Genomic DNA, 26,543 nt, shown 5'->3' on the forward strand with positions numbered 1-26,543 from the left:
ACGTTTAAAAAGCAGTAGAATGGCCTCTAAGTTGGCTGTTCTACTGCTTTTGTGTTTCTGCTCATGATATACGTATCGTAATAATTTCCATCTGATAACTTCTTATCCGCTTTCAGACAGCCTTCGATTTCAAAGCCGAATTTTGTGTAGATATCTATGGCTTTACGGTTCGTTTCGAGGACTGTGAGCGTGATTTTTCGGATTTCATTTTCATCCGCCCAATGTATTGATTTTCTGAGTAATTCCGAGCCTAAGCCTTGACCCCAATGATTTTTTAGCACAGCCACTCCGAACGTTACTTTATGCTTGGAACGTTTAAGGTCAGTCCCTTCACACCTTGAAAAACCGACAAGTTCTCCTGCTCGTTCTGCTACTAAAAACAAGTTGGTTGGCGCGACCGTGTCCACTTGTATTATTTCTCGAAAACCGGCTTCATCAATGATACCCTCGCCTTGTTCCCTATCTAGATTTTCCGTTTCTCCGTCAATTTGTAACCGAATTTTAGCTAATTCTGCTGCGTCTCCTATTTCAGCTAACCGAACTGTATACATCGAGTTTCCTCCCCGAGACAAAAAAGCACTTTCCACCAGGTTTCCCAGATAAGAAAGCGCTATTTGCTATTTTTTCAAATTAATTCGTCCTGTATCACTTTTGAGTAACTTATCCTTGTTGTACGTCGACCATGAAAATTCGAACCATTCAATGTCCGATACCTTGTCCAATTTATCTAACGGAAACACGATGGTGCCTTTAATTGTAGCTCCAGGCTTCATTTTGCCATCTATAAGATCTGATAGAATAATATCAGCCGCTAATTGCTGACCGTTGACTGTCGTTAATTCGCCTTGTAACGGATAGCTTAGCAGTTCATTTTTTGTGTTGTTTTTGATTTCAATGGCGATCGTTAATGTACCCGGCATATCTTTGTCTTCCATTGTCGAGTGAACCACTTTTTTCTCGACGGCGACCGTTGAAATTTTCTTATCCATACCGTCAGCATTGTTGTGCCAGTTCACGTTGTATGTTTCTTTTCCCTCTGATTTCGTGTTGCCATTCTTGCTGTCAGAGGAATACGTTGCGACTTGTTGCTGCAGCTTAGTATAGTTACCGAATGAGATAAATATGCCGATAATGGAAGCGATAATAATAAGACTCGCGCCACTCACGACGTAAATTCCAATTTTGCGTTTAGATTGGGCGAATAGCATGATGAGTCCAACGATGAACGCTAGAAATGCAAAACCCAGTAATGTTAACCAAATGGCCATGTTTTAACTCTCCTTGCTTGATTGTTATTCTTGTACTATAACATATGTTGAAGCTCTTATAAAGCATCTTTTACTGCATGAGAGCGCAGCGAGCAGGTAATCCTTCAGTAGCTCTTATAAAGCATACTCCGCCGAATTTAGTCTTTGCAGGATATTTATTCATGGAAAACGTCGCTTTAGCTCCTTGGAATTTGGAGTTAAAGCGACGTTTTTTTGTTGTGGGTGTTATGTTGTGGCTCTTATGAGGCATCATTTGCCGATTTAGAGCCTCAATATGCATGAGAACGCAGTGAGCATGTAATCCATCAGTGGCTCTTATCCGCCAAGCACTGAACCATCACAACTCAAATATTGAAACGCCATGTTTTAAAGCATTCAATCATGCCCAGCATCCTGTTCCACGCCCCCGATCTACCTTCAAGAACCAAACTAATAATAATCCAGTAGTTCTCCCTAACCTAGCAATCACGGGTTGCGGGAACGCGCCGATTTTTGACGTATCACTGTTTCCAGATCTAGCTTTGTTGTGGTTCTTAGAAAGCGTCGTTTGCTTTGTTAGAACCTCAATATGCAGTTGAATGTAATGAAACTGCCTTCCTTTTAAATAGCCTCTCGGAAATTTCGGTGCCTCCGTAAAAGTCAAAAGAGGACTTTTACGGAGGCACCTAACAAATTTTTTCGGGTCTAAACGGGCCGTTTCAACTTTTCACTATACTTCCATTATAATCGGCAATATCATCGGTCTGCGCTTCGTTTGTTCAAACAAGTACCGGTTCAGTTGGTCGCGGATGTCTTGTTTTAACTTCGCCCATTCGAATTCTTTGTCTTGTAGGTTTTTCTCGACAATCTTCGTCACTACTTCGGAGGATTTCTCAAGTAAATGCTCGGATTCGCGAACGTAGATGAACCCGCGTGAGATAATTTCTGGTCCGGAGATGATGGCTTTGGATTTGCGGTTCAATGTGACAACGACGATGAAAATGCCGTCTTCGGATAGCAATTTACGATCGCGTAATACGATATTCCCTACATCTCCCACTCCAAGTCCGTCAATTAATGTGTTCCCTGCAAAAACGCGATTTCCAGCGGTCATGCGGCCATTTTTATATTCGATAACTTCACCTTTTCCAGCTACAAATACGTTTGACTTCGGAATGCCGACTTGGTACGCTAATTTCGCGTGAGCAATCAACATGCGGTATTCGCCGTGAACTGGGATGAAGTATTTTGGTTTCATTAAGTTTAGCATTAATTTTAAATCGTCTTGACTACCGTGACCAGATACGAATAAATCGCGGTTCATCGTTAGTACCGTTGCATCCGCTTTGTACAGCATATCAATCGTTTTCGACAAAATCGTTTCGGATGACGGCGATGGCGTTGTTGTGATGTAGATGGTATCGCCTTTTTCGACGTTTACTTTTGGATGCTTGCCTTGTGTCATCAGTTGCAGCGATTGGATTGGTTCTCCGAGATTACCTGTTTCGATGATAACTAACTTGTCTTGTGGCAGTTTTTTCGCTTCTTTTAGTGGAATAACGAGATCTTCGCTTTGTAGCTGAATCTTGTTTAATTTCACGGAGATGTCAAAAACGCGTTCTAATTCTTTCCCGACAATTGCTACTTTGCGGTTTGTCGCGAATGATGCGTCAAGAACTTGTTGTAAACGAACCAAATTAGAGGCGACACACGCGACGATAACGCGACCTGGCGCGGAATGGAAAGCGTGGCGAATCTCTTCGTCAATAAGGCTGTCACTGGATGTAGCGCCAGCATGTTCCGCTTCAGAGCTATCGGATAGTAAAGCGAGAACTCCTTTTTCGCCGATTTCAGCGATGCGTCCTAGACTCGTTTCATATCCTGGTTTTGCGGATTGGTCGAATTTGAAATCGCCGGTGTAGACAATCGCGCCTTCGCTTGTATTTAACACAATCCCCACGGAATCAGGAATCGAATGCGTTGTACGGAAAAACTCTACGTCCACATTCGGGAACGATAATTTCGATTTTTCGTCAACAATATGGAAGTCATTGAAGCGAACTTTTTTGTGTTCTTTTAAAGCAGCTTTAACGAGCGCAATAGTCAGTTCTGTACCGTAAATTGGTGCTTTAATTTTGGCAAGAATGTACGGCAAAGCTCCGATTGCGTCTTCGTGACCGTGCGTAAGGATAATAGCCTCGATCCGGTCTTGATTGTCCTCTAAGTATTTAATGTCTGGAATAACGACGTCGATGCCCAATAGTTCGTCTTCTGGGAACATCAAACCTGCATCCATAATATAAATAGATTCATCCACTTCTGCCACGTATAAATTCTTTCCACTTTCGTCAACACCGCCAAGTGGGATAATCTTAATGTGTTTTGCTTTTTTAATTGTCAAAGTTATTCCTCCTTCCTCTTATTTCAAATAATTTTTGAATACTGTTTCGATGGTTTTTATCTCTGTTTCTGTTAACGGCGCGAGTGGCAAGCGTACGTGCCCAACGTCAACGCCGAGTTTGTTGACCATATGTTTCACTGGAGTTGGATTTGGCGCGATGAATAGCGTATTCATTAACGGTACGAGTTTGCCATGAATCTCTGCAGCTTTTTTCGTGTCGCCTTCATCAAAAGCGCGAAGCATCGTCTGCATTTCAGGCCCGATAACGTGACTCGCAACCGAGATAACACCAGCCCCACCAAGCGCATAAATTGGCAACGTGAAGCTGTCATCACCACTATACACCGCGAAATCATCGCCAGTTTCTGCAATAATTTTCGTGATATTGTCAAAATTACCGCTGGATTCTTTAACCGCGACGATGTTCTCGATTTTGGACAGTTCGATAATCGTTTCTGGCTCAATATTCACAATCGAACGACTCGGAATGTTATAGATGATAACTGGTAACGTCGTCGCCTCTGCAATGGCCGCAAAATGGGCGTAAAGTCCAGCTTGGTTTGGCTTATTATAGTAAGGCGCCACGATCAAAACCGCGTCAATTCCGCCGATTTCTTCCACTTCTTTCGTGAAGGTAATCGTTTCTGCCGTGTTGTTCGAACCCGTCCCTGCAATGATTTTCGCGCGACCTTGGTTTGTTTCCACAACTTGTTTGAACAGCTTGATTTTTTCTTCATGCGAAATCGTTGGAGATTCACCCGTCGTCCCCGCTACTACAAGTCCATCCGACCCGTTTTCAATGAGGTGGTTGACTAAGCGATGAATCCTTTTTTTGCACACTTTATCTTTCTCGGAATTGTACGGCGTCACCATTGCTGTCACTACTTTTCCAAAATCCATTATGTTATTCCTCCTCCAACTCATTTTCAATACAAAACTCGTCATGAAGTGCGTTCACGGCGGCGATTAAATCGGTTTCTTCAACTAGAATCCAAACCGTTGTATGACTATCTGCAGACTGCAAAATAGCGATGTTTTTCGCGGACAGGGCGGACACGATTTTGGCGGTAACTCCTGGAACACCGGCGATGCCGGCGCCAACGATGGAGACTTTCGCGCAGTTCTCGGTCGTTTCTGCCTCGTAGGATGCTTCTTTTAAAAGTGTCAACACATGCTCTCGCTTTCGTTCGGGCACGGTGAACACGATCTCGTTTGTCGATATATTGATAAAATCTAAACTGATACTTGCCTCAGCCAAAATTGCGAAAGCTTTCTGCTGGGTATGCACATTATCCGTTTTAACACGAAGCTGCGTCAAGTTCGTCACATGCGCAATCCCCGTAACAAGGCGTTCTTTCACGTCAAAGCGACCACTGACCTCGGTTTGCGATGTTACCAGCGTACCCTCACCCTTCAAATAGGTCGAGCGAATGCGAAGCGGAATCTTGGCTTGCATCGCGATCTCAACAGCGCGCGGATGAATCACTTTGGCGCCTTGATAAGCCATGTTGCTCACTTCATTATAGCTGACAGTCGGCAACGAACGCGCATTTTTCACGATGCGCGGATCAGCCGTATACATGCCGTCGACGTCCGTAAAAATATCGATTCGTTCAGCGGCAAGTGCGACGCCAAGCGCTGCGGCAGAAGTATCGCTCCCACCACGGCCAAGCGTTGTAATATCACCATTCGGCGCGCTTCCTTGAAAACCAGCCACAACGACAATATCCACCGTCTCCAATGTTTCACGCAAACGCGTCACGTCAACCTCGGAAATTTTGCCCGCCGTATACTCGCCAGACGTCCGGATACCAGCTTGCGCGCCTGAAAACGCCGTTGCCTTGATATCAGCCTCCAAAAGCATGTTGGTAAATACGGCAGTAGAAATCGTTTCGCCGACGGAAAGCAACATATCTTGTTCGCGTAACGACAACCGCGTTTCCTTCGCGCCAATCAGCTCTAACAGCGTATCCGTCGCATATGGATCGCCTAACCTGCCAATTGCCGAAACAACGACGACCACTTTATAGCCCTGATCGATCGAATTTTGTAAATGATTAAATGCAAGCTGGCGGGACTCCTCGTTCTGAACGGAAGTCCCACCAAATTTTTGCACGATAATTTTCATTCGTTACACCTCAATTATTTCGCGTTTTTCAGATGATTTCTTGTTCGATTAAAGATTCAGCAATTTGAATCGAATTCCAAGCGGCACCTTTTAACAAATTATCCGATACGATCCACATGTGGAACCCTTTCGAATCGTCTAAGTCGTGACGAACACGCCCTACGAAAACCTCTTTTTTGCCAGCCGAACTCGCTGCATGTGGGTAAACTTGGTTCGCTGTATCATCTTCCAAAACAACACCAGGAGCGTTGCGTAAAAGCGCTTGAATCTCAGAAACCTTCACGTTATCTTGCTCCACTTCAATATAAACAGACTCCGAATGGCCCGTAATAACTGGAATACGCACACACGTTGCGGCTACTTTCATCGACGCATCACTCATGATTTTCTTCGTTTCATTGACCATCTTCATCTCTTCGTATGTATAGTCATTATCCGTGAAAACATCAATTTGTGGCAACGCATTAAACGCGATTTGGAAATGTTTCTTGTCACCCTTCACCGGCATCACAGCAGGCGTAAACTCTTCCCCACTCAAAATGGCTTGGGACTGCATTTGGAGCTCCTCAATCGCTTGAATACCAGAACCAGAAACGGCTTGATAAGTCGACACAATAATCCGGTTTAGGCCGTAAGCCGCACGAATCGGTTGCAGCGCCGCGACCATTTGAATCGTCGAACAGTTCGGGTTCGCAATAATGCCCTTATGATCACGCAAAGCCTCGGGATTCACCTCAGGAACAACCAGCGGCACATCAGGATGCATCCGGAACGCACTCGTATTATCGATCACAATCGCACCATGCGCCACAGCATCTTTCGCAAAACGCTCAGAAATAGAACCGCCAGCACTAAACAAAGCGATATCCACACCCGCAAAACTCTCAGGCGTCGCTTCCTTAATCACGACTTCCTCCCCGCGGAACGTCAATTTTTTACCAGCAGAACGCGCCGAAGATAAAAACGAAACTTCCTTTATCGGAAACGTCACATCTTCCAGTAATTGAATCATTTGAGTCCCAACAGCGCCAGTCGCACCAACAACGGCTACGTGATAACTTTTTGTCATTCTATTTCCCCCTTGGATTTGATATATTTTGTCGAAAAAGGAAAACAGTGCTCCTTCCTCGGACTTCGTTTTTTCACATTTAACTTATCATACCATAAAAAGCGGTAATTATCAGGTTTTTGCACGGGATTTTGAGGAGAAATTGAAAATTTTTATCCTAGCTGAAAACCTGTTTGCATTTTTTCTGCATTTTACGCATGATTTTTCATTATAAAATAGTTCTTGTAAGACAAACATAAATAGAGAATTGGAGTTGGCAACAATGGATGAAATGGTAAAAACAGTACAAAGTTGGTTGAACAAAACATATCAAGGTTATATCGCAAAAGGCGATTATCAAACGATTCCTGAGAACGGGAAAACAGGATGGACGACAGTGTATGCGTTAACGCGCGCCCTTCAAATCGAGCTTGGCATCTCACCTACCGCGGATAATTTCGGGCCGGGAACGGAGAAAGCATTCAAGCCGCTGACAATCGGAGCAAGTGACGCCAAACCGAGCAATATCAACTATATTCTGCAAGGCGCATTCTACTGCAAAGGCTACAGCCCGGGCGGTTTCACTGGTATATTCGGTGGACAAACGCAAATCGCCGTTAAAATGTTCCAAAAAGACGCCGGACTCGCGACGCAAGATGGTGTTGTATCGACAATTATTATGAAATCCCTGCTTAACATGAGCGCATTCCAGACGGTAAGCGGTGGCAATATCGCCGTTCGCACCGTTCAGCAAAATCTAAATCGAGATTACAGCGCTTGGATTGGTGCACTCGTTCCGTGCGATGGTTTATACGGCCGCGACACGAACACCTCGCTGATTTACGCCCTTCAAAAAGAAGAAGGTATGGCGCGCACGACGGCGAACGGTAATTTTGGGCCCGGAACGACGACCAATCTGACAAATCTGATCCCTACTTTTACATCGAACAAGGCGCTCGTTCTACTTTTGCAATACAGTCTCGCGTGTAACGGCCTGCCAATTAATCAATTTAGTGGCACATACGATGCAGAAACGACGAATCTGGTGAAGCGCTATCAAGAATTTATGAAAATGAGCATCACGACTGGCGCGATTAATATGGGCACGTTCAAAGCGCTGCTATCGAGTGCTGGCGATACGAACCGAAGCGCGACTGCCTGCGATACCTCTTATGTCCTGAATACCGACCAAATCGATACCTTATGGAATGCCGGTTACCGCTACGTTGGCCGCTATTTAACAGGAAATGTCATCCGCGGCGGCGTGCGAGTTCCGAAAGCAATGAACCAAACAGAAATCGCAGCAATCCTGAAAAAAGGCCTAAAAATCTTCCCAATCTATCAAGATGGCGGCTATGAAATCCCATATTTCGAGGTCCCACTTCAAGGCATTAGCGACGGCTATAAAGCCATTGATGCCGCATACAATCTCGGTTTCCCAGCAGGAACAACGATTTATTTCGCGGTTGATCTCGACGCCTACGACTATCAAATTACAGATTTAATCATACCCTACTTCCAAAACCTACGCGCCGCATTCAAGCAAAATCAAGATTTGCGTTCCTACCAAATCGGCGTCTACGGAGCCCGCAATGTATGTAGTCGCCTGAAAAACGCAGGCCTCGTCGATAACGTCTTCGTTGCCGACATGTCCACCGGATTCAGCGGCAACCTAGGCTTCCCGATACCTGACGACTGGGCATTCGACCAATATTTCGAAATGTCAATCGGCACAGGCAACGGAAAATTAGACATCGATAAAGTCACGTATTCCGGCGCAGACAAAGCCGTTTCCGTCGTGACCCCACCACCAGTGAGCGATACACCTAGTTCCGCCGCGATTAACCGTGCACGTTTGATGAGGATTCGTGATGTGTTGTATGGAAATTCGAGTTTGGCCGCGCTAGTCGATGATAAAGTTACATTTGAACTAGAATTAGAGAAAATTAACTCGCGTGTAATTTCTCCAAATCTTGCTGTTACATTTAAAGCTAGTGCAAAGCTAATTAACCCAGGTGACGGTGGCACAACTGTATCTGTAAAAGATGGAAAAGTCAGTGCTTCTTTTGAAAAAGAATTAGCAAACTGGACTGGCTCCCTATCATCCGAAGAATCTGAGAACACACAAAAACTCATTGCAGATTTAGCAGCAAAAGTTGTCCTTGGAGACATTACTATAAAATGGTCCCCTGCGAAAGATTTTATAACTGTTTCAATTATTGCAAATGTACCAGAAATTGAAGTTACAGATAAATACAAAACAAATGCTTCTATGAGTATAACGCTTATCATTGATAACAAAAACAAAGACTTAGATTCACAATGGGATGCCATCACAAGCACAGTAACTGATGGTGTTTGGAAAACCGGAGCAGTGGCCGCATTCGTGTACGCATTATATGGAGTTAGTGTATTTGGTGGAGGTTTGCTGGCACCCATAGTAATTGGTCTAGTAGGAATTGGCCTTCTAATTAAAGATTTTCTAGACAAATCATCTACTAAATAATACTATTAAATCTACATCCGTTGTATAATGGATGTAGATTTTTAATTTACATAAGGAGGTCAAATTTTTGGAAACATCTAAACTTGAGTTAACTAAACTCGCACAGCTGGTAACTTTTCTTGAAAACGATTCATCCGATATAAAAACAATGCTTTATAATTTGAACCAATTAAGTACCGAAGAACTAGAGAGTGTGCAATCATATTTTTCAGGAAGTGGTGTTCGAACCTTTTCAAAAACATTCCTGCAAATTTCTATGGCTTCCTTCATTTCTGGGATGACCGTGTTCTTTTTCGTAAAATTCCAAGCAGAATTACTAGTTTTTTTCCTTGGAATCGCTTATTTATTAGCATGTATATTAATCTTCTTCCGTTCCACTTTAAAAGCCCCTACAAAATCCTTTTTGGAAATTGCAATAAACAGAGGTAAGTATGATCGAATTATCAGTTTGACAGCTATTATTTTAGATGAACGATATAGAGAAGATTTTCAAAACGCTTTAGAAACTCCCTCTGATTTTAAATAAAATTAATTATTCTCATCACCCATAGATACTATACTTGTGATGTAGTTTACAACAGGAGGTCACCCACTTGATAATTATAAAAAATGACTTAGAGCCATTTTCCAAGCTACTTTCAACCGTTAAGGAACAAGCTGATGATATCACGACATTAAACGCAACATTAGATTCTTTGTCACTGGAAGAACTAGAACGAACTAAAGCCTACTTTTCCGGAACAGGTACAAGAACATCATTTCATCAACTGAGAGCAGTAATTATTGGTTCTTTTATAGCAGGTATGATGATTTTTATCCTCAACATGTTTCAAGAGTATTTCTTTGTAGCTGTTGTTGCGTTTATGTTTCTACTAGCTTGTGTCATTGAATTATTCAGAACAGCCCTGACTTTTCCAGTTAAGACAAGCGTATCGTTAGCCTATGCCCGAGGTAAATATGATCGTGTTGTGAGCCTCATTGATATTATCTTAGCCGAACGTTACGCAGAAGTACGAAAAAATAGTATGAAATCTTGATTTACCACACACCCAAGGAGGTACATAAATGAAAGCATCCAAAACCGAATTAGATAACTTCACAAAACTTTTAGTTGGTTTAATCGCACAAGCAGATAATATTGAAGCCATTTGCTATGCGCTAAACAGACTGACTCTAACAGAACTAGAAAAAGTGAAAACCTATTTTTCAGGAAGCGGTACGCGAGTCGCATTCATTAGACAAAGTGAGATTATCATAGGAACCTTTGTCTCCGGCATGATGATTTTTATTTATAATATGTACCAAACTAATTTTTTCATGTCCACCTTTTCCGAATTTTTATTTGTATATTGTCTATTAAGCTTTATCCGTCTATTTTTTGCCAGAAAACCCATTCGTCAGCATGTAAAACTTGCCTATAATCGAGCTAAATTTGATCGTATTGTTTCGCTCGCTGATATCATCCTAAACAGTCGTTATGAAAAGGAATTGCAAAATACCGTAGATAAATTCGCCTCTACCGACAACTCTGAAAGAAAATCACAGGAGGCGCATTTTCTTGAAAATATCTAAATCAGAACATATGAAATTTTCTCAGCAATTCTCCACTATTGAAAAGCATGCAGATGACGAGAATATGTTAACCGAAGTCTTAGAAGAAATGCCACTAGAAGATTTGGAGCACCTAAGAGCATATCTTTCTGGTACAATGTCTCTCACACCCTATTCACATATTAAGTCAATTTTTATGTATTCGTTTGTAGGAATGTCTGTCATCTATCTTATATTCTTATATCAAACAAATACTTGGCTTTCCTTTACGGCAATCATCTTACTCTTAGTAGTCGAATTTAGATTATTTCAAGTTGCCTATAGTCCACCAGTTAATACACATGTCATATTGGCCCATCGCAGACGAAAATACGATCGAATTGTCCAAGTCATCGGGACCATTCTGAAAAAACGTTACCTAAAAGAATTACAAAATGCAGTCATTAATTTCTAAATTAAAGCATCGATAAACGCTATTATATCAGCGCTTACCGATGCTTTTTTGCTGTCTAAAATAAAAATAAAGATGGGCGATTTCAGACAGGTTTGGACGTGAAATCCGTTGTATAATGAAGCTATATTAAAGATGAATGGAGGTCATAATATGACAACAGCAACTAAAACCATGCCGAAAGAAATTTATCGTTATATCGAGCATGAGCTTATCAATTATCCCCAAATGATAGAACGTATCAATGAGTTAACAAAATACTTACAACACGAGAAAAATCCGCAGTCCCCTACCTACAACACGCTTCATCTGGACATTAGAATTGAAAGGCTTTCAACCGTAGTCCGATGTATAGAAAATGTCATCCGTAATCTGAACTCGCTCGGTGATCCATACCAAGAATTCATTAAACTACGATATTGGCGCACCAACTCCAACACAACAATGGAAGGCATCGCACAAAAAATCCACGTAAGCCGACGAACTGCATATAATATGCAAAACCGAATTATTCAGATGGTTGCGAGTGAATTAGGTGAGTGGAATTAACCCTATTTAGTATAAACCATGAATAATTTCAAACTATTATGCAAAAAAATTAAAAATGGCAAATTAGCCAAGTAAAGTTAGTCTGTATCAGAATTGGGAATAAAAATATCCCACACATGTGATTGTAACAAATTCATCCATATTATCCTTGGAAATAATGTGGGTCTTATATAGATTATAGTTGTAATTATCACCAGTTCACAGTATGATATGTATAGTTCTATTTGCTATATACATATTGTTGATTAGGGAGTAGTTCAAAAAAAGAATGATGGGAGAGAATGTAATGAGTTTTAGAAAAAGAGTTTTACCGTTTTTATTGATTGTAGGGTTGGTATTTGCGGGGGTATTAGGGATTTCATCGACTAAGGCATTTGCGATGGATTCAAAAGGATCTTCGAAAATTGCTTTTCACACTGATGCTAATAATTACTCAAAAAGTGCAACAACTATTGATGTAATTGGTAAAAATCCATTTGATACTGTAGTAGTTGAGCTATACAAAAAAGGAGATTCTAAATTTTACAAACGTATAGATGTTTATAAAGCTGGTACTTACAAAGTTTCATTTTCATTAAAGGGGCTTAAAGCAGGTCAATATGATGTCCATGTAAATTCAGACTGGTCATACCTGGCATTTCATGCAGAACTTACACATTACCTAAATGTACAAAGATAATCCAAGAAAGAATCTAAACAAAGGTTCTTTAGACTAGAAAAATACACACCAAAAATCTGAAATAAGATTTTTGGTGTGTATTTTTGTGTTATAGAAACTATCTTTTCGCTGTACTATTAGTCATTCAGTTTAGATTGCGCAGCTGCAGCCGCTGCTTTGTTATTAATTGGTTGATCAACCTTTGATGAATCTTTACCGGCTTCTGCTCTTTCTTTTTTCAAATCATAATATGCTTCAAATATTTCCTCAGAAATTTTCATATTAACCTTAGGGTCTGTACTTCCATTATCTCTATATCCCCAAGGAACTACTACAGCAATAGATATCTCTGGTTTCTCAGCTGGAGCATATCCGACAAATGTTGTATTCCAAACACTCGCCATTGCATTTCCTTTTTTAGGACCATCATAAAATGCTTGAGCTGTACCTGTTTTACCTGCAACTTCAACAGGAACATCATTAAAGTATTTATTTCCTGTACCATTTCCACCATGAGTAACTTCATAAAAACCTTTTTGAACCTCTTTAATCGCCGACGTTGGAGCGCCAATTTGATTTAAGATTTTTGGTTCAATCTCTGTCGCTACCTTTCCGACAGTATCTCCATTTGTACTTGGATCACGAATTTCTTTCAGCATCGTTGGTTCGATTCGAGAACCACCATTTGCAATAGTAGCTCCATATTGAGCTAATTGTAATGGTGTATACGAGTCATACTGACCAATGGAAAAATCGAGAATTTTACCCATCGTTTTGTCATCACCCTTAAAGCCCACTTGTTCTCCTGGAAGGTCAATACCAGTCTTAACCCCTAATCCAAACTGATTATAATAATATCTCATCTTATCAAATGTATCTGGTGATGCTCGGAATGGACCTTTATAAACATATTTTGCTCCCGCCATCTTCATTGATGTTTGATACATATACGAATTTGATGATATTTCCAAAGCTCCCACCGGATCAAGTGATAGAGAACGCTCTCCATTACGATTAAACCATGAGCTTTTTGGTCTAGTACCTTTAAATTCAATTGGTTGGTCTACAAAAACCGTATCCTCCGTGATAGCTCCGTCCATTATTCCACCTAATACAGTCGCACCTTTTACAGCAGATCCCATATTGTAAGCTGAGGTAAAGTTGCCAAGTGAATAGTCTTCATACTCACCTTTATCATTAATCAGTTGTCCAGCTAGTGCCAATACTTGCCCAGTATATGGATCCATAGCCACCGCAAATGCACGGTCGAATAAATCAGAGCTTCCAGCAGACTTACCAATCCTCATATTCTTCTTCAATATCTCCTCAATCTTCTTCTGCAACTCAACATCCACAGACAAGACTAAATCCTTACCTTTAGAACCTTCATACTTCTCAACCGTCTCAATAATATTCCCGCTACTATCCAGAACACTATTAGACTTCGATTTCTGACCGGCTAGCACAGATTCATACTGCGCTTCTAAATAACTCCGACCAACGCGGTCATTTCGGCTATAGCCTTGCGCTAAGTAATAATCTACCTTGTCACTCGGAATCCCTTGTTTCTCCGTCGACACGCTTCCTAAAATCGAACGCAATGTTTCGTCATACGTATAAAAACGATTCCAGTCCGTTGTCGTATCCACGCCTGGCAAGCTTTCCAAGTTCTCACTTACCCTCGCGATTTCCGCATCTGTCACGCCTTTACTTTTCAGCGCAACTTGCGATAACGCGTAACCTGCCGTCATCTTCTTGTAAATCGTCGCGATACGTTTATCATCGTCGGTCAAACTAGCCAAATCGTCTTTCGTAACACCTGCGATTTGTTTCTTGTATACTTTTCCGCCGTCCAAAGCTTGATCAGCCTTGCTAAGACGTGCTAATGATTCTTTCTCATGCGTCAAAATCCAATAATCTTGCAAATCGCGTTCCGTCAATTTCTCTGGTGTGATTGCGACCAGTTTATCCAATTTCTTCGCAACAGCGATCATTTCCGTTGCCTGTGTTTTCTGACTACGCGTATACGTGATCGATTTCACCGCAGAATTTCCCACTAACAGGTTATAATTCCGGTCGTAAATAACACCACGCGGCACGTTTTTCGTCACGCTGACATCATCCGTTTCCTCTAATTGACGCTTATACGTTTCCCCTTGAACGATTTGAACCACACCTAGGCGCAAAATCAAGGCCGAGAATAATATAAAAATCACGAAAAATAGGATGTTCAAGCGCAGTGGAATCACTTGCCTTTTCTTCTTCGGTTTGTCGGTCTTTTTAATAAATCTATTTTTCACGTGTCACAATCCTTCCTTTTTCAGCACTCATCTACCTCTATTGTATCCGAATTTTGGCGAGATTACCACTAGAGTTTGATGAGAAAATCATTAAGAAAAGTTAAAGGCATCTTTAGATTTGTAATTCCATGCAGAAATAGTATAAGACAATACTCTAAGCACGCAAAAAAACGCCTAGCCCATCATTGGGTAAGACGAAGATTATGCTTTAAACAAATTGAGCGAAAGCGTTTGTATTCAGGGAATTTGGTGGAAGCCGGAAGCGGAGTGTACGACTTGTACATGATGACTGAAAGCAGAGAGGGAGTCGTATCCCCGACCATGCGAGAAGTTAAGCGAAACTGCTCTTGTGTAGCAGAACCGCAAAGATGTACCGCATCCTTGTTCTAAATCTTCAGAAGGAACGCCTATTCGAGATGCTCATAGGCATATTGGGGCTGTAACTCATTTCATTTCGAACAGCCCCAACAATGCGAGCGCTTGTCGCCAATTTATTTAGCTTATAGACAAGTTAAAATTATTTAGCAGCAGCGAAGTTCTCGCCAGCTTTATTCCAATCTACTACATTCCAGAAAGTTTTGATGTATTCTGGACGAACGTTTTGGAATTTCAAGTAGTACGCGTGCTCCCAAACGTCAAGACCGATAACTGGTGTGTAGCCTTCTGTTAGCGGTGAATCTTGGTTTGCTGTAGAGATGATTGACAATTTGCCATCTTTCACTACTAGCCACGCCCAACCAGAACCGAAACGTGCCACGCCTGAATCAGCGAATTTCGTTTTGAATTCCTCGAAGCTACCAAATGTTGCGTTGATCGCATCTGCTAAAGCGCCAGTTGGTTCGCCGCCACCTTGTGGGCTAAGAATTTCCCAGAAGAATGTGTGGTTCGCATGTCCGCCGCCATTGTTACGAACAGCAGTACGGATGTTTTCTGGAACACTATTTAAGTCAGCAACCAAGTCCTCGATAGATTTAGCAGCTAAATCGTCATGTCCTTTTAATGCATCATTTAATTTCGTTACGTACGTTTGATGATGTTTCGAATAGTGAATCTCCATTGTTTCTTTATCAAAATTCGGCTCCAAAGCATCGTATGTGTAAGCTAATTTAGGTAATTCATATGTCATAATAAAAACTCCTCCTTGATATATGTTTATTCGAAAAAGCAAGCACTTCCAATTGAGATACTTAGTCCACTTTTCCCTACAAGTACAAGGTTATCACTACAAGACGACGGTTGCAATTTAAATGCTTACTTGAAAAGCTGAGGGGGCTAGCCCCCGAATCTGGATCTGAAAACTGTACGGTAAGATATAGAAAGCACACCTCGTTTAATCATTTCCGGGATATGCTTCATCTATTTTTTCCGAATACTCTAGATCTTTGTACAGGATAAATATTGATTCGCGATGTGCGACATCCGCACTTAATGGCTTATCGAAAAGTTTCGAAAAGCCAGTCTTGTAATAGAAATTTCTACTCTCATACAACGTCTCCAATATTAGAAACCTTAGACTTGTAGCTCTTGCATAAGTTTCAATTTCCTTCATCATCCTCCTACCTAGCCCATTTAATTGAATAGTTTCACAAACGGCAAATCTTTCAATCCTGAGCGCTCCATATTTGAGGTCTTGTACTTTAAGTCTATCTTGTTTGAGTGTGAAATAGCTTCTAACAATTCCAGCTTCATTAACGAGCACTGAGGTAGAGTTAACAAAATCTAGAGAATCAAAATAAGAACTTCTATACAAATAACTGGATAACGAAGAATTATCACAATTAAAACTATAGAAGTTCTCTCTTATATTTCTAACACTAAACTCCGTTATCAGCTTTGTTGTTAAGTCTTCGCGCTTCATACTCGCCATATACGGCAATGTCTTGAAGATATTTGCGCTCCAAAGCACGTTGTTTCCTTTTCTCCGAGTGCGCCATCTTGGCTAAAAAAATCTCTGCATCTTTGCCAGTCACTTTTGGAATTTCTTGCGTGTATATTGCCATATAATCACCTTCCTTCCTGTCCATTATAACATGATTCCCAAACAAATAATAGCCTCAACAATTGCATTCTCCCCCATTTCAAGCTATTATAGAAGGGAAACCATATTACGTTTTCTACTATATAAATAAACCAAGAATGAGGTGCATCACAACCAAATGAATATTTTCAAACGTTTTGCAAAAAGTATCTACTCTCCAGAGGATATCGCAACATTTCGAGCGGATAAAATATGGAAATCGATTCTTTACATAATTCTCATTTCGATTCTGATTTTTTTACCAATCGGCTACCACACAGCAACTGCTGCAAATGATGCCATGCAAGTTGGCGCGGATACGATCAAAAATGACATTCCTGATTTCACAGTGGAAGATGGAAAACTCGTTTCTGATGCTAAAAAACCGATCACCATCGACCAAGGTAGCGTCTTTTTCGTCTTTGATTCGACGGATAGCCTGACCACAGATCAGGTCGATAATCAACTCGGTTCTGCCGACAGCGCCATCGCTTTTTTATCGGATAAAATTTATATTAAAGCGCCTGGTGTGGATCAATCGGTAAGCTATGCGACTGCGGGCATTAAATCCAAAGATGATTTGGTGAGTTTCTACGAGTCAATGGAAGACTTATCGAAATACTTTATTCCGATTTTACTCGGTATTATTTTAATCGCGATGATTCTTGTTTCCTTCTTCAAAGTCGCGCTCTATGCCCTATTCGGCTTTATTATGAGCGGTTTTGGTCGCATGGGAATCAGCTATTTCAACAACTGGAATATCGCGGCATACAGTATGACGCTCGCAGCTGTTTTCACGATGATTATGTACTGGTTCCAAATAGCGGTTCCGTACCTCTCCACCATCAACATGGCCGTCAGCTTCTTCATTATTTTCCTAGTTATTCGGCAAATTCCACCGACAGACCAGAAGCAACCTGTCAAATAGTTCAATCGGAAAAGACTGTATCTGGCGCGACTGGATATAGTCTTTCCATTTGATGTGATGTACAATATTTGGTGTTAAAAATTCCTTTTTTAGCCTTTTCAAATTCTTATAATGGTGACACAATGCCGTTTTCTCACCAATTTCTAATAAACAAGATGGATGATTTTTCACGCGAATAGTGGTATGATTAGTAATGCATTAATAATAACAAATCCTGCAAGTTAGGATTATAAGGAGCGAATCGCTTTGACAGAAAGAACACATAGATCAAATACGCGGCCCGTAAAGGTTGGTAATTTGACCATAGGCGGTAGTAATGAGTTATTTATCCAGAGTATGGCCACAACGAAAACGCACGATGTAGAGGCAACAGTTGCTGAAATTCATCGTCTCGAAGAAGCTGGGTGCCAAATTGTTCGTGTCGCCGTCCCTGATGAGCGCGCGGCGGATGCCCTTGCAGAAATAAAAAGCAGAATTTCGATTCCACTCGTAGCTGATATTCATTTCGATTATCGCTTAGCTTTAAAAGCAATCGATGCTGGTGTCGACAAAATCCGGATTAATCCCGGTAATATCGGTCGTCGTGATCGTGTTGTTAAAGTCGTAAACGCGGCAAAAGCAAAAGGCATTCCGATTCGTATCGGGGTCAACGCTGGTAGTCTCGAGAAGAAATTCATCGAGAAATACGGCTATCCTACTGCAGAAGGTATGGTAGAAAGTGCCCTCGATCATATCAAAATTCTAGAAGACCTCGATTTCCATGATATCATCGTGTCGCTTAAAGCATCCGATGTGAACTTGGCAATCGAAGCCTACGATTTAGCTTCCAAAGCGTTCGATTATCCGCTACATTTAGGGATCACAGAATCAGGTACACAATTCGCCGGAGGTATCAAAAGTGCCGTCGGTCTTGGCGCGATTCTAAGCAAAGGCATCGGAAATACGCTTCGTGTCTCCCTTTCTGCCGATCCTGTAGAGGAAATTAAAGTAGCGCGTGAAGTCTTGAAATCATTCGGTCTTTCGTCCAATGCCGCGACACTTATTTCGTGTCCAACGTGTGGTCGTATCGAAATCGATTTAATCAGCATCGCGAATGAAGTAGAAGAATATATTTCCACAATCAAAGCACCAATCAAAGTTGCCGTGCTTGGTTGCGCCGTAAACGGTCCTGGTGAAGCTCGTGAAGCCGATATCGGAATCGCCGGTGCCCGTGGTGAAGGCCTTCTCTTCCGTCACGGTAAAATCGTTCGTAAAGTTCCCGAAGAAACAATGGTGGAGGAATTGAAGAAAGAAATCGATATCCTAGCCGAAGAATATTTCGCTAAAAAAGCAGCGGAAGAAGCCGAAGCTGCCAAATAATCCAAATCAACGTCGATGCCAATTGTTGCGCATCGACGTTTTTCTTGCATTCTATTCCCTACCTGATTTCAGCTTTTTGAAAATAAAGTATTTCAATGTCCATGATGCCGCGACCAACAAAATCAGACAGAATAACTGTAACTCGAAAGTGAACTTTATCCAAATTTTAAAAGAGATTAAGACAACGACAATAATGAATCCTACCATAAAGCTGTTTTCTTTCTTCATGCTTTTCCCCTCCAGATACTGCCTAATACATGCGTGTTATATTATTATTTAACTTTATCCCATATCTGATAATTCAAACATCAAATATTCGCCTATTCTCGCTCATTTGCTTTCATTGCTAATCTTTGTTACCATAGTTAAGGTCAAGGAGCGATTCGTTATCTCCTTCTTAGTTAGTTTGCTAGATTCTACACAAAAACTTATCTAGCAATGAAAGTGAGGAATTATGGGAACAAAAAAGGAAACTTCGCACAAAATTACAAATGTATTTTGGATCACGCTGGCCATCACGCTTGTCTTCGTTACAATCGGGATTTTAACGCCAAAAGGTCTCGCTAGCGTAACTGCGAACATTCAAAATTTTATTACGACAACGTTCGGCTGGTACTACTTAATATTCGTTTCAGTCATCGTGATTTTCTGTTTTTACTTGATTTTTAGTCCGATTGGATCGATCAAACTCGGTAAAGCGGGAGAAAAACCAAAATATTCAACTATTTCTTGGTTCGGAATGCTGTTCAGCGCTGGAATGGGTGTTGGGCTTGTGTTCTGGGGCGCGACTGAGCCGTTATCTCATTATGCGATTTCGAGCCCTGAAGCGGAACCTGGAACGAATCAGGCATTAATGGACGCGTTCCGTTTTTCCTTTTTCCACTGGGGAATTCATGCTTGGGCGATTTACGCTTTCGTTGGGCTGACACTTGCTTACTTCCAGTTTAGACATGATAAGCCGGGGCTAATTAGCGCAACGCTTGACCCGCTTCTTGGCAAATGGATGAAGCCTTCTGTCCGCGTGACGATCGATGTTATCGCCGTATTCGCGACGATTGTCGGTGTTGCAACGACGCTTGGCTTTGGCGCGACACAAATCAATGGTGGTTTGTCCTTTTTATTTGACATTCCAGTTAGTTTTAAAGTGCAGATAATCATTATTGCTATCGTTACCGTCCTGTTTTTGACATCTGCTATGAGTGGGCTTGGTCGCGGTATGAAGTGGCTCAGCAACACGAATATGGTGTTGGCGGTTCTTCTGATGATTATCGTTATTATTGTTGGTCCTACCTTATTGACGCTAAATATGATGACCGACGCTACTGGCGCTTATATGCAAAATTTTATCGGCATGAGTTTCCGGACGTCACCGGTTGATGCGGCGGGTCGTGAATGGATTAATAGTTGGACTATTTTTTACTGGGCTTGGTTTATTTCTTGGTCACCGTTTGTCGGTATTTTCATCGCGCGTGTGTCCAAAGGCCGCCGAATCCGCGAATTTTTAGCTGGTGTTATTTTGTTGCCAACGTTACTAAGTGTAGTCTGGTTCGCTGTTTTTGGAACAGCATCGACGTCCGTGCAGCGCGCTGGATTTGACTTAACGCAACTGAAAACTGAGGAAGTCTTGTTTGGTACTTTTAACCATATGCCACTTGGATCGCTACTTTCTGTGATCGCGATTTTCTTGATTGGTGTATTTTTCATCACATCTGCAGACTCGGCCACATACGTGCTCGGGATGCAAACGATGAATGGCGTGATGAATCCGGCGAATCGTGTCAAATTTATTTGGGGCATTATTCAGTCGCTCATCGCCTCGATTCTACTTTTCAGTGGTGGTTTAGAAGGCTTGCAAAATATGCTGATCATCGTCGCCCTACCGTTTTCGTTTATCATGCTTTTGATGATGCTCTCGTTGTCCAAAGCATTGCGAAAAGAACGGCGCGACCTTGGCCTCTATATCAAACCAAAATCCTTGCGCAAGTCAAATTCTTAGAGGTATGATGGACGAGAAGGAGTGAAGACGAGATGAGAGATTTAAACTATGTCGTTCTTGATTTTGAAACTGCCAATGGTTCACGGACGAGTCCTTGTTCGATTGGCATGGTCAAATATCTGAACGGCGAAAAGCATTCCGAATACTATCAATTAATCAATCCTGAAGAAGATTTCTACGCATCCAACATTCGCGTTCACGGCATTTATCCAGAAGATGTATGGGAATCGCCGAACTGGTTGGAAGTTTATCCAAGTATTATTAACTTTATCGGTGATTTACCAGTCGCCGCCCATTTTGCAACGTTTGATATCAATGTTTTCCGCGCTACAACAAAGAAATACGATCTGCCATTACCCGCAAATCTATATTTCTGTTCCTGTGTGCTATCGCAAAAAATATTGCCGCTGCGTTCGCATAAGTTGAATCTTGTCGCTGATTATTTTGGGATCACCTTTGAGCATCACCACGCGTTGGAAGATTCCATCGTTGCGGCTGATATCGTGTGTGAGCTCGCCAATATCCAGCAGGTCCATACGATTCCGGAGTTAGTGGATTCGATTGGTTATCAGTTTGGGCAAATAAATGGTACTAATTTTGTAACCAAGAAAAAAACGCGTTCCCGCTAATGGGGCGCGTTTTCTTGTGTTTATCCAACTTTTGCGAGACAGTCTGGGCATTTTCCATACACTTCAAACTTGTGACCTTCGACTTGATATCCCGGCAATGCTTCTTCTAGAAAATCCATCGGGCACATCCGAATTTCACGGGTTTTCCCACATTCCATACAAATAAAATGATGATGATGCTCTTCATGCGCACACGATAACCGGAAATGTTTCTCGCTCGACAACTCGGTTTCCTCAAATAAATCCAATTCCACAAATAAAGACAAATTACGGTAAATCGTATCGAAACTAATCCCTGGAAAATCCTCTTTCATGCACTCTAAAACTTCTTTTGCCGTCATGTAACGATTTTTTCGCGCAAAAAGGTTGATTAGAAATTCGCGCTTATCCGTATGTTTGTATCCTTTTCGTTTCATTAATTGCAATGCTTCATTCGCTGTTAGAGACATTCGAATCACTTCTTTCGGCTATCGCCAGTTTTTGTTTAATTTTTTGAACACTAATCGTTATAACTAAAATAAGAACAGAGATGATAACAATCGAGCCACCCGGAGCTAAGTCGAGGTAAAAGGCGCTCACAAGGCCGCCTATCACCGATATTTCCCCGAACAGAATCGCATAAGCAATCGTTTGTTTAAAGCCGTTAGCGATACGAATTGCGGCCGCTACAGGCAAGGTCATAAGCGACGACACGAGTAGAATCCCAACAATGCGCATGCTTGACGCAATCACGAGCGCTACTAACAGCATGAAAATCACGTCAACCACTTTTGCAGGAATTCCCGAAGCATTCGCGTACTCTTCGTCAAACGATAACAAAAATAGTTCTTTATACAAGAAAAATACAGTGAGTAATACGACAAAAGCTGTCGCCAAAATCGTCCACATATCCGAGGTACTCACGGCGCTGACACTTCCGAATAAGTAGCTGAACAAATCTGTATTAAAGCCATTTGCAAGCGATATAAAAATAACACTGAATCCCATCCCCGCCGACATAATAATCGGAATCGCCAGTTCTTGGAATTGTTTGTATACATTGCGTAGTTTTTCCATCAATAGAGACCCGCCGACTGCAAAACCGAAGCCGAGATACAGCGGGTTAAGCGCCACAAGTGGTAGGTACATCTTGCTTAAATAGAGGCTCACCGCGATGCCCGCCAAACTGACATGACTTAGCGCATCCGCCATCAAAGACAGCCGCCGAACCACGATAAAGCTTCCCAAAAGCGGTGCCACAATCCCAATCACGATGCCGACGATAAACGTATTTCGGATAAAATCATATTCAAACAGGTTCGCAATCACAATGTGTCACCCCAATCCTACTCGCCTCAAGCGCCTCAAGTTCTCGTTCCTCTAAGTACAGCTGATAATCAACGGCCGTCCCGTCAAAAAGCACCTTCGTATTCATGCTGACAATATGATCAACATACGAATTCACCGCCAAAATATCATGCGTCACAAGCAACATCGTAATGTCCTCTTTTGCATTCAGCTCTTTCAACAACTCGTAAAAAGACGCCACATTCTGCGCATCAATACCGACTGTCGGCTCATCCAAAATCAGCACTTCCGGCTTACTCACAAGCGCGCGGGCGATAAAAACACGTTGCTGTTGCCCACCAGAAAGCTCACCGATATTCCGCCCCGCAAACCGTCTCATATCCACAATGTCCAGCGCCTCATAGACCGCTTCAAAATCATGGCGATTCAACCGACGAAACATCCCTTTCTTCTTCACCAAACCGCTAGACACGACTTCCTTCACCGTCGCCGGAAAAGCACCGTTAAACGCGTTCGATTTTTGCGATACGAAGCCAATTTTAGACCAATCTTTAAATTCGGCGTGCGGCTTTCCAAATAACGTAATCTCGCCCTGTTGTATTTTTAAAAGCCCTAAGATCAGTTTCAGTAAAGTCGATTTCCCAGAACCATTCGGCCCAATAATCCCTGTAAAACTGCCTTTTTTGATTGATAAGTTGATTCTCTGGAGCACTTCTTCTTTATCGTAATGGTAGGAAATGTTCGCTACCTTTAATATCTCATCCATACCTTGAAAAAACTCCTTCTATACTTAAAAATCACTACTTCATCTAGTATACATAAAAAAGCCGAACCTGTAAATCGTAATCACTCTTATTTATGGTTTTTATTCGTTTATCAGATGATTAATGAACGCCGATAAAGGGAAAGCACAACTATGGAGGTGCTTGAAATGAAACTAATCTGGATGTATCTGTGCTTTGTGATCATGGTTGGCATGAATGCACTCGCTAATATTTTGCCGCTGAATGGCCTGAATACTGGCGAAATTTCCAACCAGCTCGATGTTTTATTTACGCCGGCGGGATATGTATTTATTATTTGGGGCGTTATTTACGTCAGCTTGTTTATCTGGCTCATCGCGCTGACTTTTAACCGAAAAAATGTGACAAAAGCGCTCGCCTTTTCGTTCTCCGTCACGTCTTTACTGAACGGTTTATGGATTGTTTGCTGGCATTATGGGTATTTTCTAGGCTCTGTGGTCGTGATGGTCTTGCTGTTAATCGGACTCACCACACTGTATAAAGCGCAACAAACCGTGACAAAATCGCTTATTTGGAGGGCGCCGATCAGTCTCTATTTAGGCTGGGTAAGCGTGGCAACTATCGCAAATATTTGTTATTACCTCACTTGGAAGGAAATCACTAGCTTTCTAGGGCTGAGCGAGGTCGCCTGGACGATTGCGTTACTCATTATCGCGACGCTTATTGCCTATACTTTTCGAGCCCGCGAAAACGATTGGATCGCGCCACTTGTCTTTGTCTGGGCATTCGTCGGTATTTACGTTCGCGTGCTGGATTGGAACGCAGTTGTTTCGTATACAGCGCTGATTCTAGCAATTGTGTTATTCTTGGCAAACTTCATTCCGATTCGTCGGAGGACATAGGTGTTAAAAATGCGTTTTCCACTCGGGAAAACGCATTTTGCTAGATTTTTTTTCGCATCTGGATTTGTGTTGCTATTTTTTCGAAGCCCTTATCTAGTAAAATAGGGATATATTCGCTTGTCACGACTTCATTAAATAAGGCGCAAGAAATACTGCCATATGTGTCATAAAACGCCTGTAATAAACCTAAAATCTGATCTGGCGCATTGCTTAGCCTCACTTGCAAAAGAATCAGATTATCAGCCGAAACCCCGTACACAATATAGCCCAGCTGCTCCCCATTCCGCCAAATAGTCGCGATTTTATGATGTGCTGCAATCCTATTTTGCCACGGTAAGGCATCCTCTTCCAACGCTATGTATGCTGCCAGATCGCTCACTTCTTTCAACCGATAGCCCGCAATACCGTAATCCTGCAAGCTCCCAGTGAGATAAATCAGCTCATTTATTTCCGTGTAGCCGAGCTTTTGATAGAGTCGAAGCGCCGGGATATTTTCCGAAATCACCTCTAAACGCGACTCATCCACACCCTGCCCCCGGTACCCCACAAAAAGCCGCTCCAAAAGTTGACGCGATAGGCCCATTTTTCTAAATCTCGGCACAACCGCGAGCCCGCCAATCCAAGCCATTCTCGTATTCCCGAAATCGCGCGTTCCCGTCAATATAATCGCCGCAGCCTCGCCATCCACTTTTGCGATAAATGACTCGTGTGGTGATTGTTGTAGTTTCTCCATTCGTGTCGTGAAACTCGCCTCGGTCATAGCAGCTGGTACGAGGTAGTCTGCGAACGCCTCATTCCACAGCGCCACTTGTTCCTCTAACGGTATCGTATCCAAACGTTGTATCTCCAAATCAACCGCTCCCCTCACGGTAGAAAAAGAAGTAGCCTACACACTAAGCTACTTCTCCTCCATTATTATTTCGCAAAAATCTCTGTCAAAATTGGCACGACTTGCTTCTTACGCGATACAACACCAGCTAGCGGTGCTACATTCGCCGCAAAAACAACGCCATACGCCGCTTCGACTTTATCCGTTTTGCTACCAAGCGCAATGGCTACAGAATCATTCGTCAAAATATTCGTAACGACGAACAAATACAAATCAAGACCTTTATCAGCGATCCGTTTGCTCATTTCTGCTTCCACTTCCGTTTGGCGCACCAACACGTCTTTTTCGTCGACAACATTGATTTGCGCGATTTCTACTTTGGAACCGCCCATTTCGAATTCTTTGGCATCCAGCAATAGTTCAGGAACCGTTTTAGTCGTCACATCTGCGCCAGCTTTTAGCATGTCCAAGCCGTATGTAGCTGTTTCAACTCCCGCGATAGCCGCTAATTTCTCCGCGATTTCTTTATCTTCCGGTGTACACGTTGGTGATTGGTACAACAAAGTATCGGAAATAATCGCCGAAAGCATCAGACCCGCCGTCGTTTTCGAAATGTCGATGCCTTTTTCCTGGAACATTTTGAAAAGGATTGTCGCCGTACAACCAACTGGCTCCGCGCGGTAATACAAAGGATCTGCCGTTTCAAAATTAGCGATACGATGGTGATCGATGACTTCTACAACGGTAACATCAGCAATATCAGCTACGCTTTGTTGTTTTTCATTATGATCTACTAAGCTAACCGTTTTTACTTCATTCGCAACCGTTTCAACAAGACGCGGTGCTTCTACCTTAAAATAATCAAGGACGAAAGCCGTCTCGCTGTTGATTTCGCCAAGACGAACCGCTTCGATTTCTTGCCCTTGCGCTTTCTTTAATTCTGCATACGCAATCGCAGAACAAATCGTATCTGTATCCGGGTTTTTATGTCCAAAAACGAGTGATTTTGTCATG

General features: G+C 42.1%; 28 protein-coding genes. 12 read left to right on the forward strand and 16 right to left on the reverse strand.

Translation table 11 applies throughout. The features are described 5' to 3' along the window. Window positions 1-26: 26 nt before the first annotated feature. From EP58_RS13160 to EP58_RS13185, 7 genes are all read right to left on the reverse strand, one after another. On the reverse strand, window positions 27-551 hold the full coding sequence (locus EP58_RS13160) for a GNAT family N-acetyltransferase (RefSeq protein WP_052164864.1): 525 nt from the start codon (window positions 549-551) through the stop codon (window positions 27-29). A 66-nt stretch (window positions 552-617) separates the two neighbouring features. Beyond that, window positions 618-1,268, reverse strand: a complete 651-nt coding sequence (locus EP58_RS13165) for a DUF4352 domain-containing protein (protein WP_036094097.1) — start codon at window positions 1,266-1,268, stop codon at window positions 618-620. Between the two features lie 379 nt (window positions 1,269-1,647). Next, window positions 1,648-1,911 carry a hypothetical protein gene (locus EP58_RS17370; RefSeq protein ID WP_124892536.1) on the reverse strand — a complete coding sequence of 88 codons (264 nt, stop codon included), beginning with the start codon at window positions 1,909-1,911 and terminating at the stop codon, window positions 1,648-1,650. A 66-nt stretch (window positions 1,912-1,977) separates the two neighbouring features. Further along, the gene (locus tag EP58_RS13170; protein WP_036094098.1) at window positions 1,978-3,648 is read right to left on the reverse strand and encodes a ribonuclease J; all 1,671 of its coding nucleotides are present in this window, start codon (window positions 3,646-3,648) and stop codon (window positions 1,978-1,980) included. 18 nt (window positions 3,649-3,666) lie between these two features. Further along, complete coding sequence (gene dapA / locus EP58_RS13175) at window positions 3,667-4,548, reverse strand: 4-hydroxy-tetrahydrodipicolinate synthase (RefSeq protein WP_036094102.1); 882 nt, start codon at window positions 4,546-4,548, stop codon at window positions 3,667-3,669. A 4-nt stretch (window positions 4,549-4,552) separates the two neighbouring features. Beyond that, window positions 4,553-5,776, reverse strand: a complete 1,224-nt coding sequence (dapG, locus tag EP58_RS13180) for an aspartate kinase (protein ID WP_036094104.1) — start codon at window positions 5,774-5,776, stop codon at window positions 4,553-4,555. A gap of 28 nt (window positions 5,777-5,804) precedes the next feature. Further along, window positions 5,805-6,845, reverse strand: a complete 1,041-nt coding sequence (locus tag EP58_RS13185; RefSeq protein WP_036094106.1) for an aspartate-semialdehyde dehydrogenase — start codon at window positions 6,843-6,845, stop codon at window positions 5,805-5,807. Between the two features lie 262 nt (window positions 6,846-7,107). Between EP58_RS13185 and EP58_RS13190 the strand changes: the two genes are divergently transcribed. From EP58_RS13190 to EP58_RS13220, 7 genes are all read left to right on the forward strand, one after another. Next, a complete protein-coding gene (locus EP58_RS13190; RefSeq protein WP_052171455.1) occupies window positions 7,108-9,330 on the forward strand; it encodes a glycoside hydrolase domain-containing protein in 2,223 nt (740 codons plus the stop codon). Between the two features lie 67 nt (window positions 9,331-9,397). Beyond that, the gene (locus EP58_RS13195; protein WP_036094109.1) at window positions 9,398-9,856 is read left to right on the forward strand and encodes a hypothetical protein; all 459 of its coding nucleotides are present in this window, start codon (window positions 9,398-9,400) and stop codon (window positions 9,854-9,856) included. A gap of 67 nt (window positions 9,857-9,923) precedes the next feature. Next, window positions 9,924-10,367 (forward strand): hypothetical protein, encoded by a 444-nt coding sequence (locus EP58_RS13200; RefSeq protein ID WP_036094113.1) that lies wholly within the window; start codon window positions 9,924-9,926, stop codon window positions 10,365-10,367. A gap of 28 nt (window positions 10,368-10,395) precedes the next feature. Beyond that, complete coding sequence (locus EP58_RS13205; protein ID WP_036094115.1) at window positions 10,396-10,902, forward strand: hypothetical protein; 507 nt, start codon at window positions 10,396-10,398, stop codon at window positions 10,900-10,902. Further along, complete coding sequence (locus EP58_RS13210; protein WP_036094118.1) at window positions 10,889-11,335, forward strand: hypothetical protein; 447 nt, start codon at window positions 10,889-10,891, stop codon at window positions 11,333-11,335. The genes EP58_RS13205 and EP58_RS13210 overlap by 14 nt, the downstream gene beginning before the upstream one ends. A 150-nt stretch (window positions 11,336-11,485) precedes the next feature. Beyond that, a complete protein-coding gene (locus EP58_RS13215) occupies window positions 11,486-11,881 on the forward strand; it encodes a hypothetical protein (protein ID WP_036094120.1) in 396 nt (131 codons plus the stop codon). 286 nt (window positions 11,882-12,167) lie between these two features. After that, the gene (locus tag EP58_RS13220; protein ID WP_036094122.1) at window positions 12,168-12,560 is read left to right on the forward strand and encodes a hypothetical protein; all 393 of its coding nucleotides are present in this window, start codon (window positions 12,168-12,170) and stop codon (window positions 12,558-12,560) included. Between the two features lie 116 nt (window positions 12,561-12,676). On the opposite strand, the gene EP58_RS13225 is transcribed toward EP58_RS13220, so the two are convergent. The 4 genes from EP58_RS13225 to EP58_RS17550 all read right to left on the reverse strand — a co-directional run bounded on the left by EP58_RS13225 (window position 12,677) and on the right by EP58_RS17550 (window position 16,839). Continuing rightward, entirely contained in the window at window positions 12,677-14,839 is a 2,163-nt protein-coding gene (locus EP58_RS13225; protein ID WP_036094123.1) for a peptidoglycan D,D-transpeptidase FtsI family protein, read from the reverse strand. A 517-nt stretch (window positions 14,840-15,356) separates the two neighbouring features. Continuing rightward, complete coding sequence (locus EP58_RS13230; RefSeq protein WP_036094125.1) at window positions 15,357-15,965, reverse strand: superoxide dismutase; 609 nt, start codon at window positions 15,963-15,965, stop codon at window positions 15,357-15,359. A 204-nt stretch (window positions 15,966-16,169) separates the two neighbouring features. Further along, complete coding sequence (locus tag EP58_RS17900) at window positions 16,170-16,706, reverse strand: GNAT family N-acetyltransferase (protein ID WP_077917922.1); 537 nt, start codon at window positions 16,704-16,706, stop codon at window positions 16,170-16,172. Continuing rightward, window positions 16,654-16,839, reverse strand: coding sequence for a hypothetical protein (locus EP58_RS17550; RefSeq protein ID WP_036094128.1), 186 nt, complete (start codon window positions 16,837-16,839; stop codon window positions 16,654-16,656). The genes EP58_RS17900 and EP58_RS17550 overlap by 53 nt, the downstream gene beginning before the upstream one ends. 156 nt (window positions 16,840-16,995) lie before the next feature. On the opposite strand from EP58_RS17550, the gene EP58_RS13245 reads away from it, so the two are divergent. The 4 genes from EP58_RS13245 to EP58_RS13260 all read left to right on the forward strand — a co-directional run bounded on the left by EP58_RS13245 (window position 16,996) and on the right by EP58_RS13260 (window position 21,768). Beyond that, window positions 16,996-17,784 (forward strand): DUF1189 domain-containing protein, encoded by a 789-nt coding sequence (locus EP58_RS13245; RefSeq protein WP_036094130.1) that lies wholly within the window; start codon window positions 16,996-16,998, stop codon window positions 17,782-17,784. A 246-nt stretch (window positions 17,785-18,030) separates the two neighbouring features. Beyond that, on the forward strand, window positions 18,031-19,143 hold the full coding sequence (gene ispG / locus EP58_RS13250) for a flavodoxin-dependent (E)-4-hydroxy-3-methylbut-2-enyl-diphosphate synthase (RefSeq protein WP_036094132.1): 1,113 nt from the start codon (window positions 18,031-18,033) through the stop codon (window positions 19,141-19,143). 454 nt (window positions 19,144-19,597) lie between these two features. After that, window positions 19,598-21,139 (forward strand): glycine betaine uptake BCCT transporter, encoded by a 1,542-nt coding sequence (locus EP58_RS13255; protein WP_036094135.1) that lies wholly within the window; start codon window positions 19,598-19,600, stop codon window positions 21,137-21,139. A gap of 32 nt (window positions 21,140-21,171) precedes the next feature. After that, entirely contained in the window at window positions 21,172-21,768 is a 597-nt protein-coding gene (locus tag EP58_RS13260) for a 3'-5' exonuclease (protein ID WP_036094136.1), read from the forward strand. A 20-nt stretch (window positions 21,769-21,788) separates the two neighbouring features. Here the strand turns inward: EP58_RS13260 and EP58_RS13265 are convergent, their stop codons facing one another. Genes EP58_RS13265 through EP58_RS13275 form a run of 3 tightly spaced genes read right to left on the reverse strand, consistent with a single transcriptional unit; the run spans window position 21,789 to window position 23,821 of the window. Continuing rightward, on the reverse strand, window positions 21,789-22,217 hold the full coding sequence (locus tag EP58_RS13265) for a Fur family transcriptional regulator (protein ID WP_036094139.1): 429 nt from the start codon (window positions 22,215-22,217) through the stop codon (window positions 21,789-21,791). Next, window positions 22,198-23,076, reverse strand: a complete 879-nt coding sequence (locus tag EP58_RS13270) for a metal ABC transporter permease (RefSeq protein WP_036094142.1) — start codon at window positions 23,074-23,076, stop codon at window positions 22,198-22,200. The genes EP58_RS13265 and EP58_RS13270 overlap by 20 nt, the downstream gene beginning before the upstream one ends. Continuing rightward, on the reverse strand, window positions 23,057-23,821 hold the full coding sequence (locus EP58_RS13275) for a metal ABC transporter ATP-binding protein (RefSeq protein WP_036094143.1): 765 nt from the start codon (window positions 23,819-23,821) through the stop codon (window positions 23,057-23,059). Before EP58_RS13275 ends, EP58_RS13270 begins: the two co-directional genes overlap by 20 nt. 165 nt (window positions 23,822-23,986) lie before the next feature. Here EP58_RS13275 and EP58_RS13280 point away from each other — a divergent pair, with 165 nt between their 5' ends. Then, the gene (locus EP58_RS13280) at window positions 23,987-24,700 is read left to right on the forward strand and encodes an LTA synthase family protein (protein WP_036094144.1); all 714 of its coding nucleotides are present in this window, start codon (window positions 23,987-23,989) and stop codon (window positions 24,698-24,700) included. A gap of 40 nt (window positions 24,701-24,740) precedes the next feature. On the opposite strand, the gene EP58_RS13285 is transcribed toward EP58_RS13280, so the two are convergent. Together EP58_RS13285 and EP58_RS13290 are read right to left on the reverse strand one after the other, a co-directional pair. Further along, window positions 24,741-25,550: a GNAT family N-acetyltransferase gene (locus EP58_RS13285; protein ID WP_036094145.1), complete on the reverse strand. Its 810-nt coding sequence runs from the start codon at window positions 25,548-25,550 to the stop codon at window positions 24,741-24,743. A 65-nt stretch (window positions 25,551-25,615) separates the two neighbouring features. Further along, window positions 25,616-26,542: a manganese-dependent inorganic pyrophosphatase gene (locus tag EP58_RS13290; RefSeq protein ID WP_036094146.1), complete on the reverse strand. Its 927-nt coding sequence runs from the start codon at window positions 26,540-26,542 to the stop codon at window positions 25,616-25,618. Window position 26,543 lies beyond the last annotated feature (1 nt).

The sequence above is a fragment of the Paenilisteria newyorkensis genome (assembly GCF_000766145.1).
GTDB lineage: Bacteria > Bacillota > Bacilli > Lactobacillales > Listeriaceae > Listeria_A > Listeria_A newyorkensis.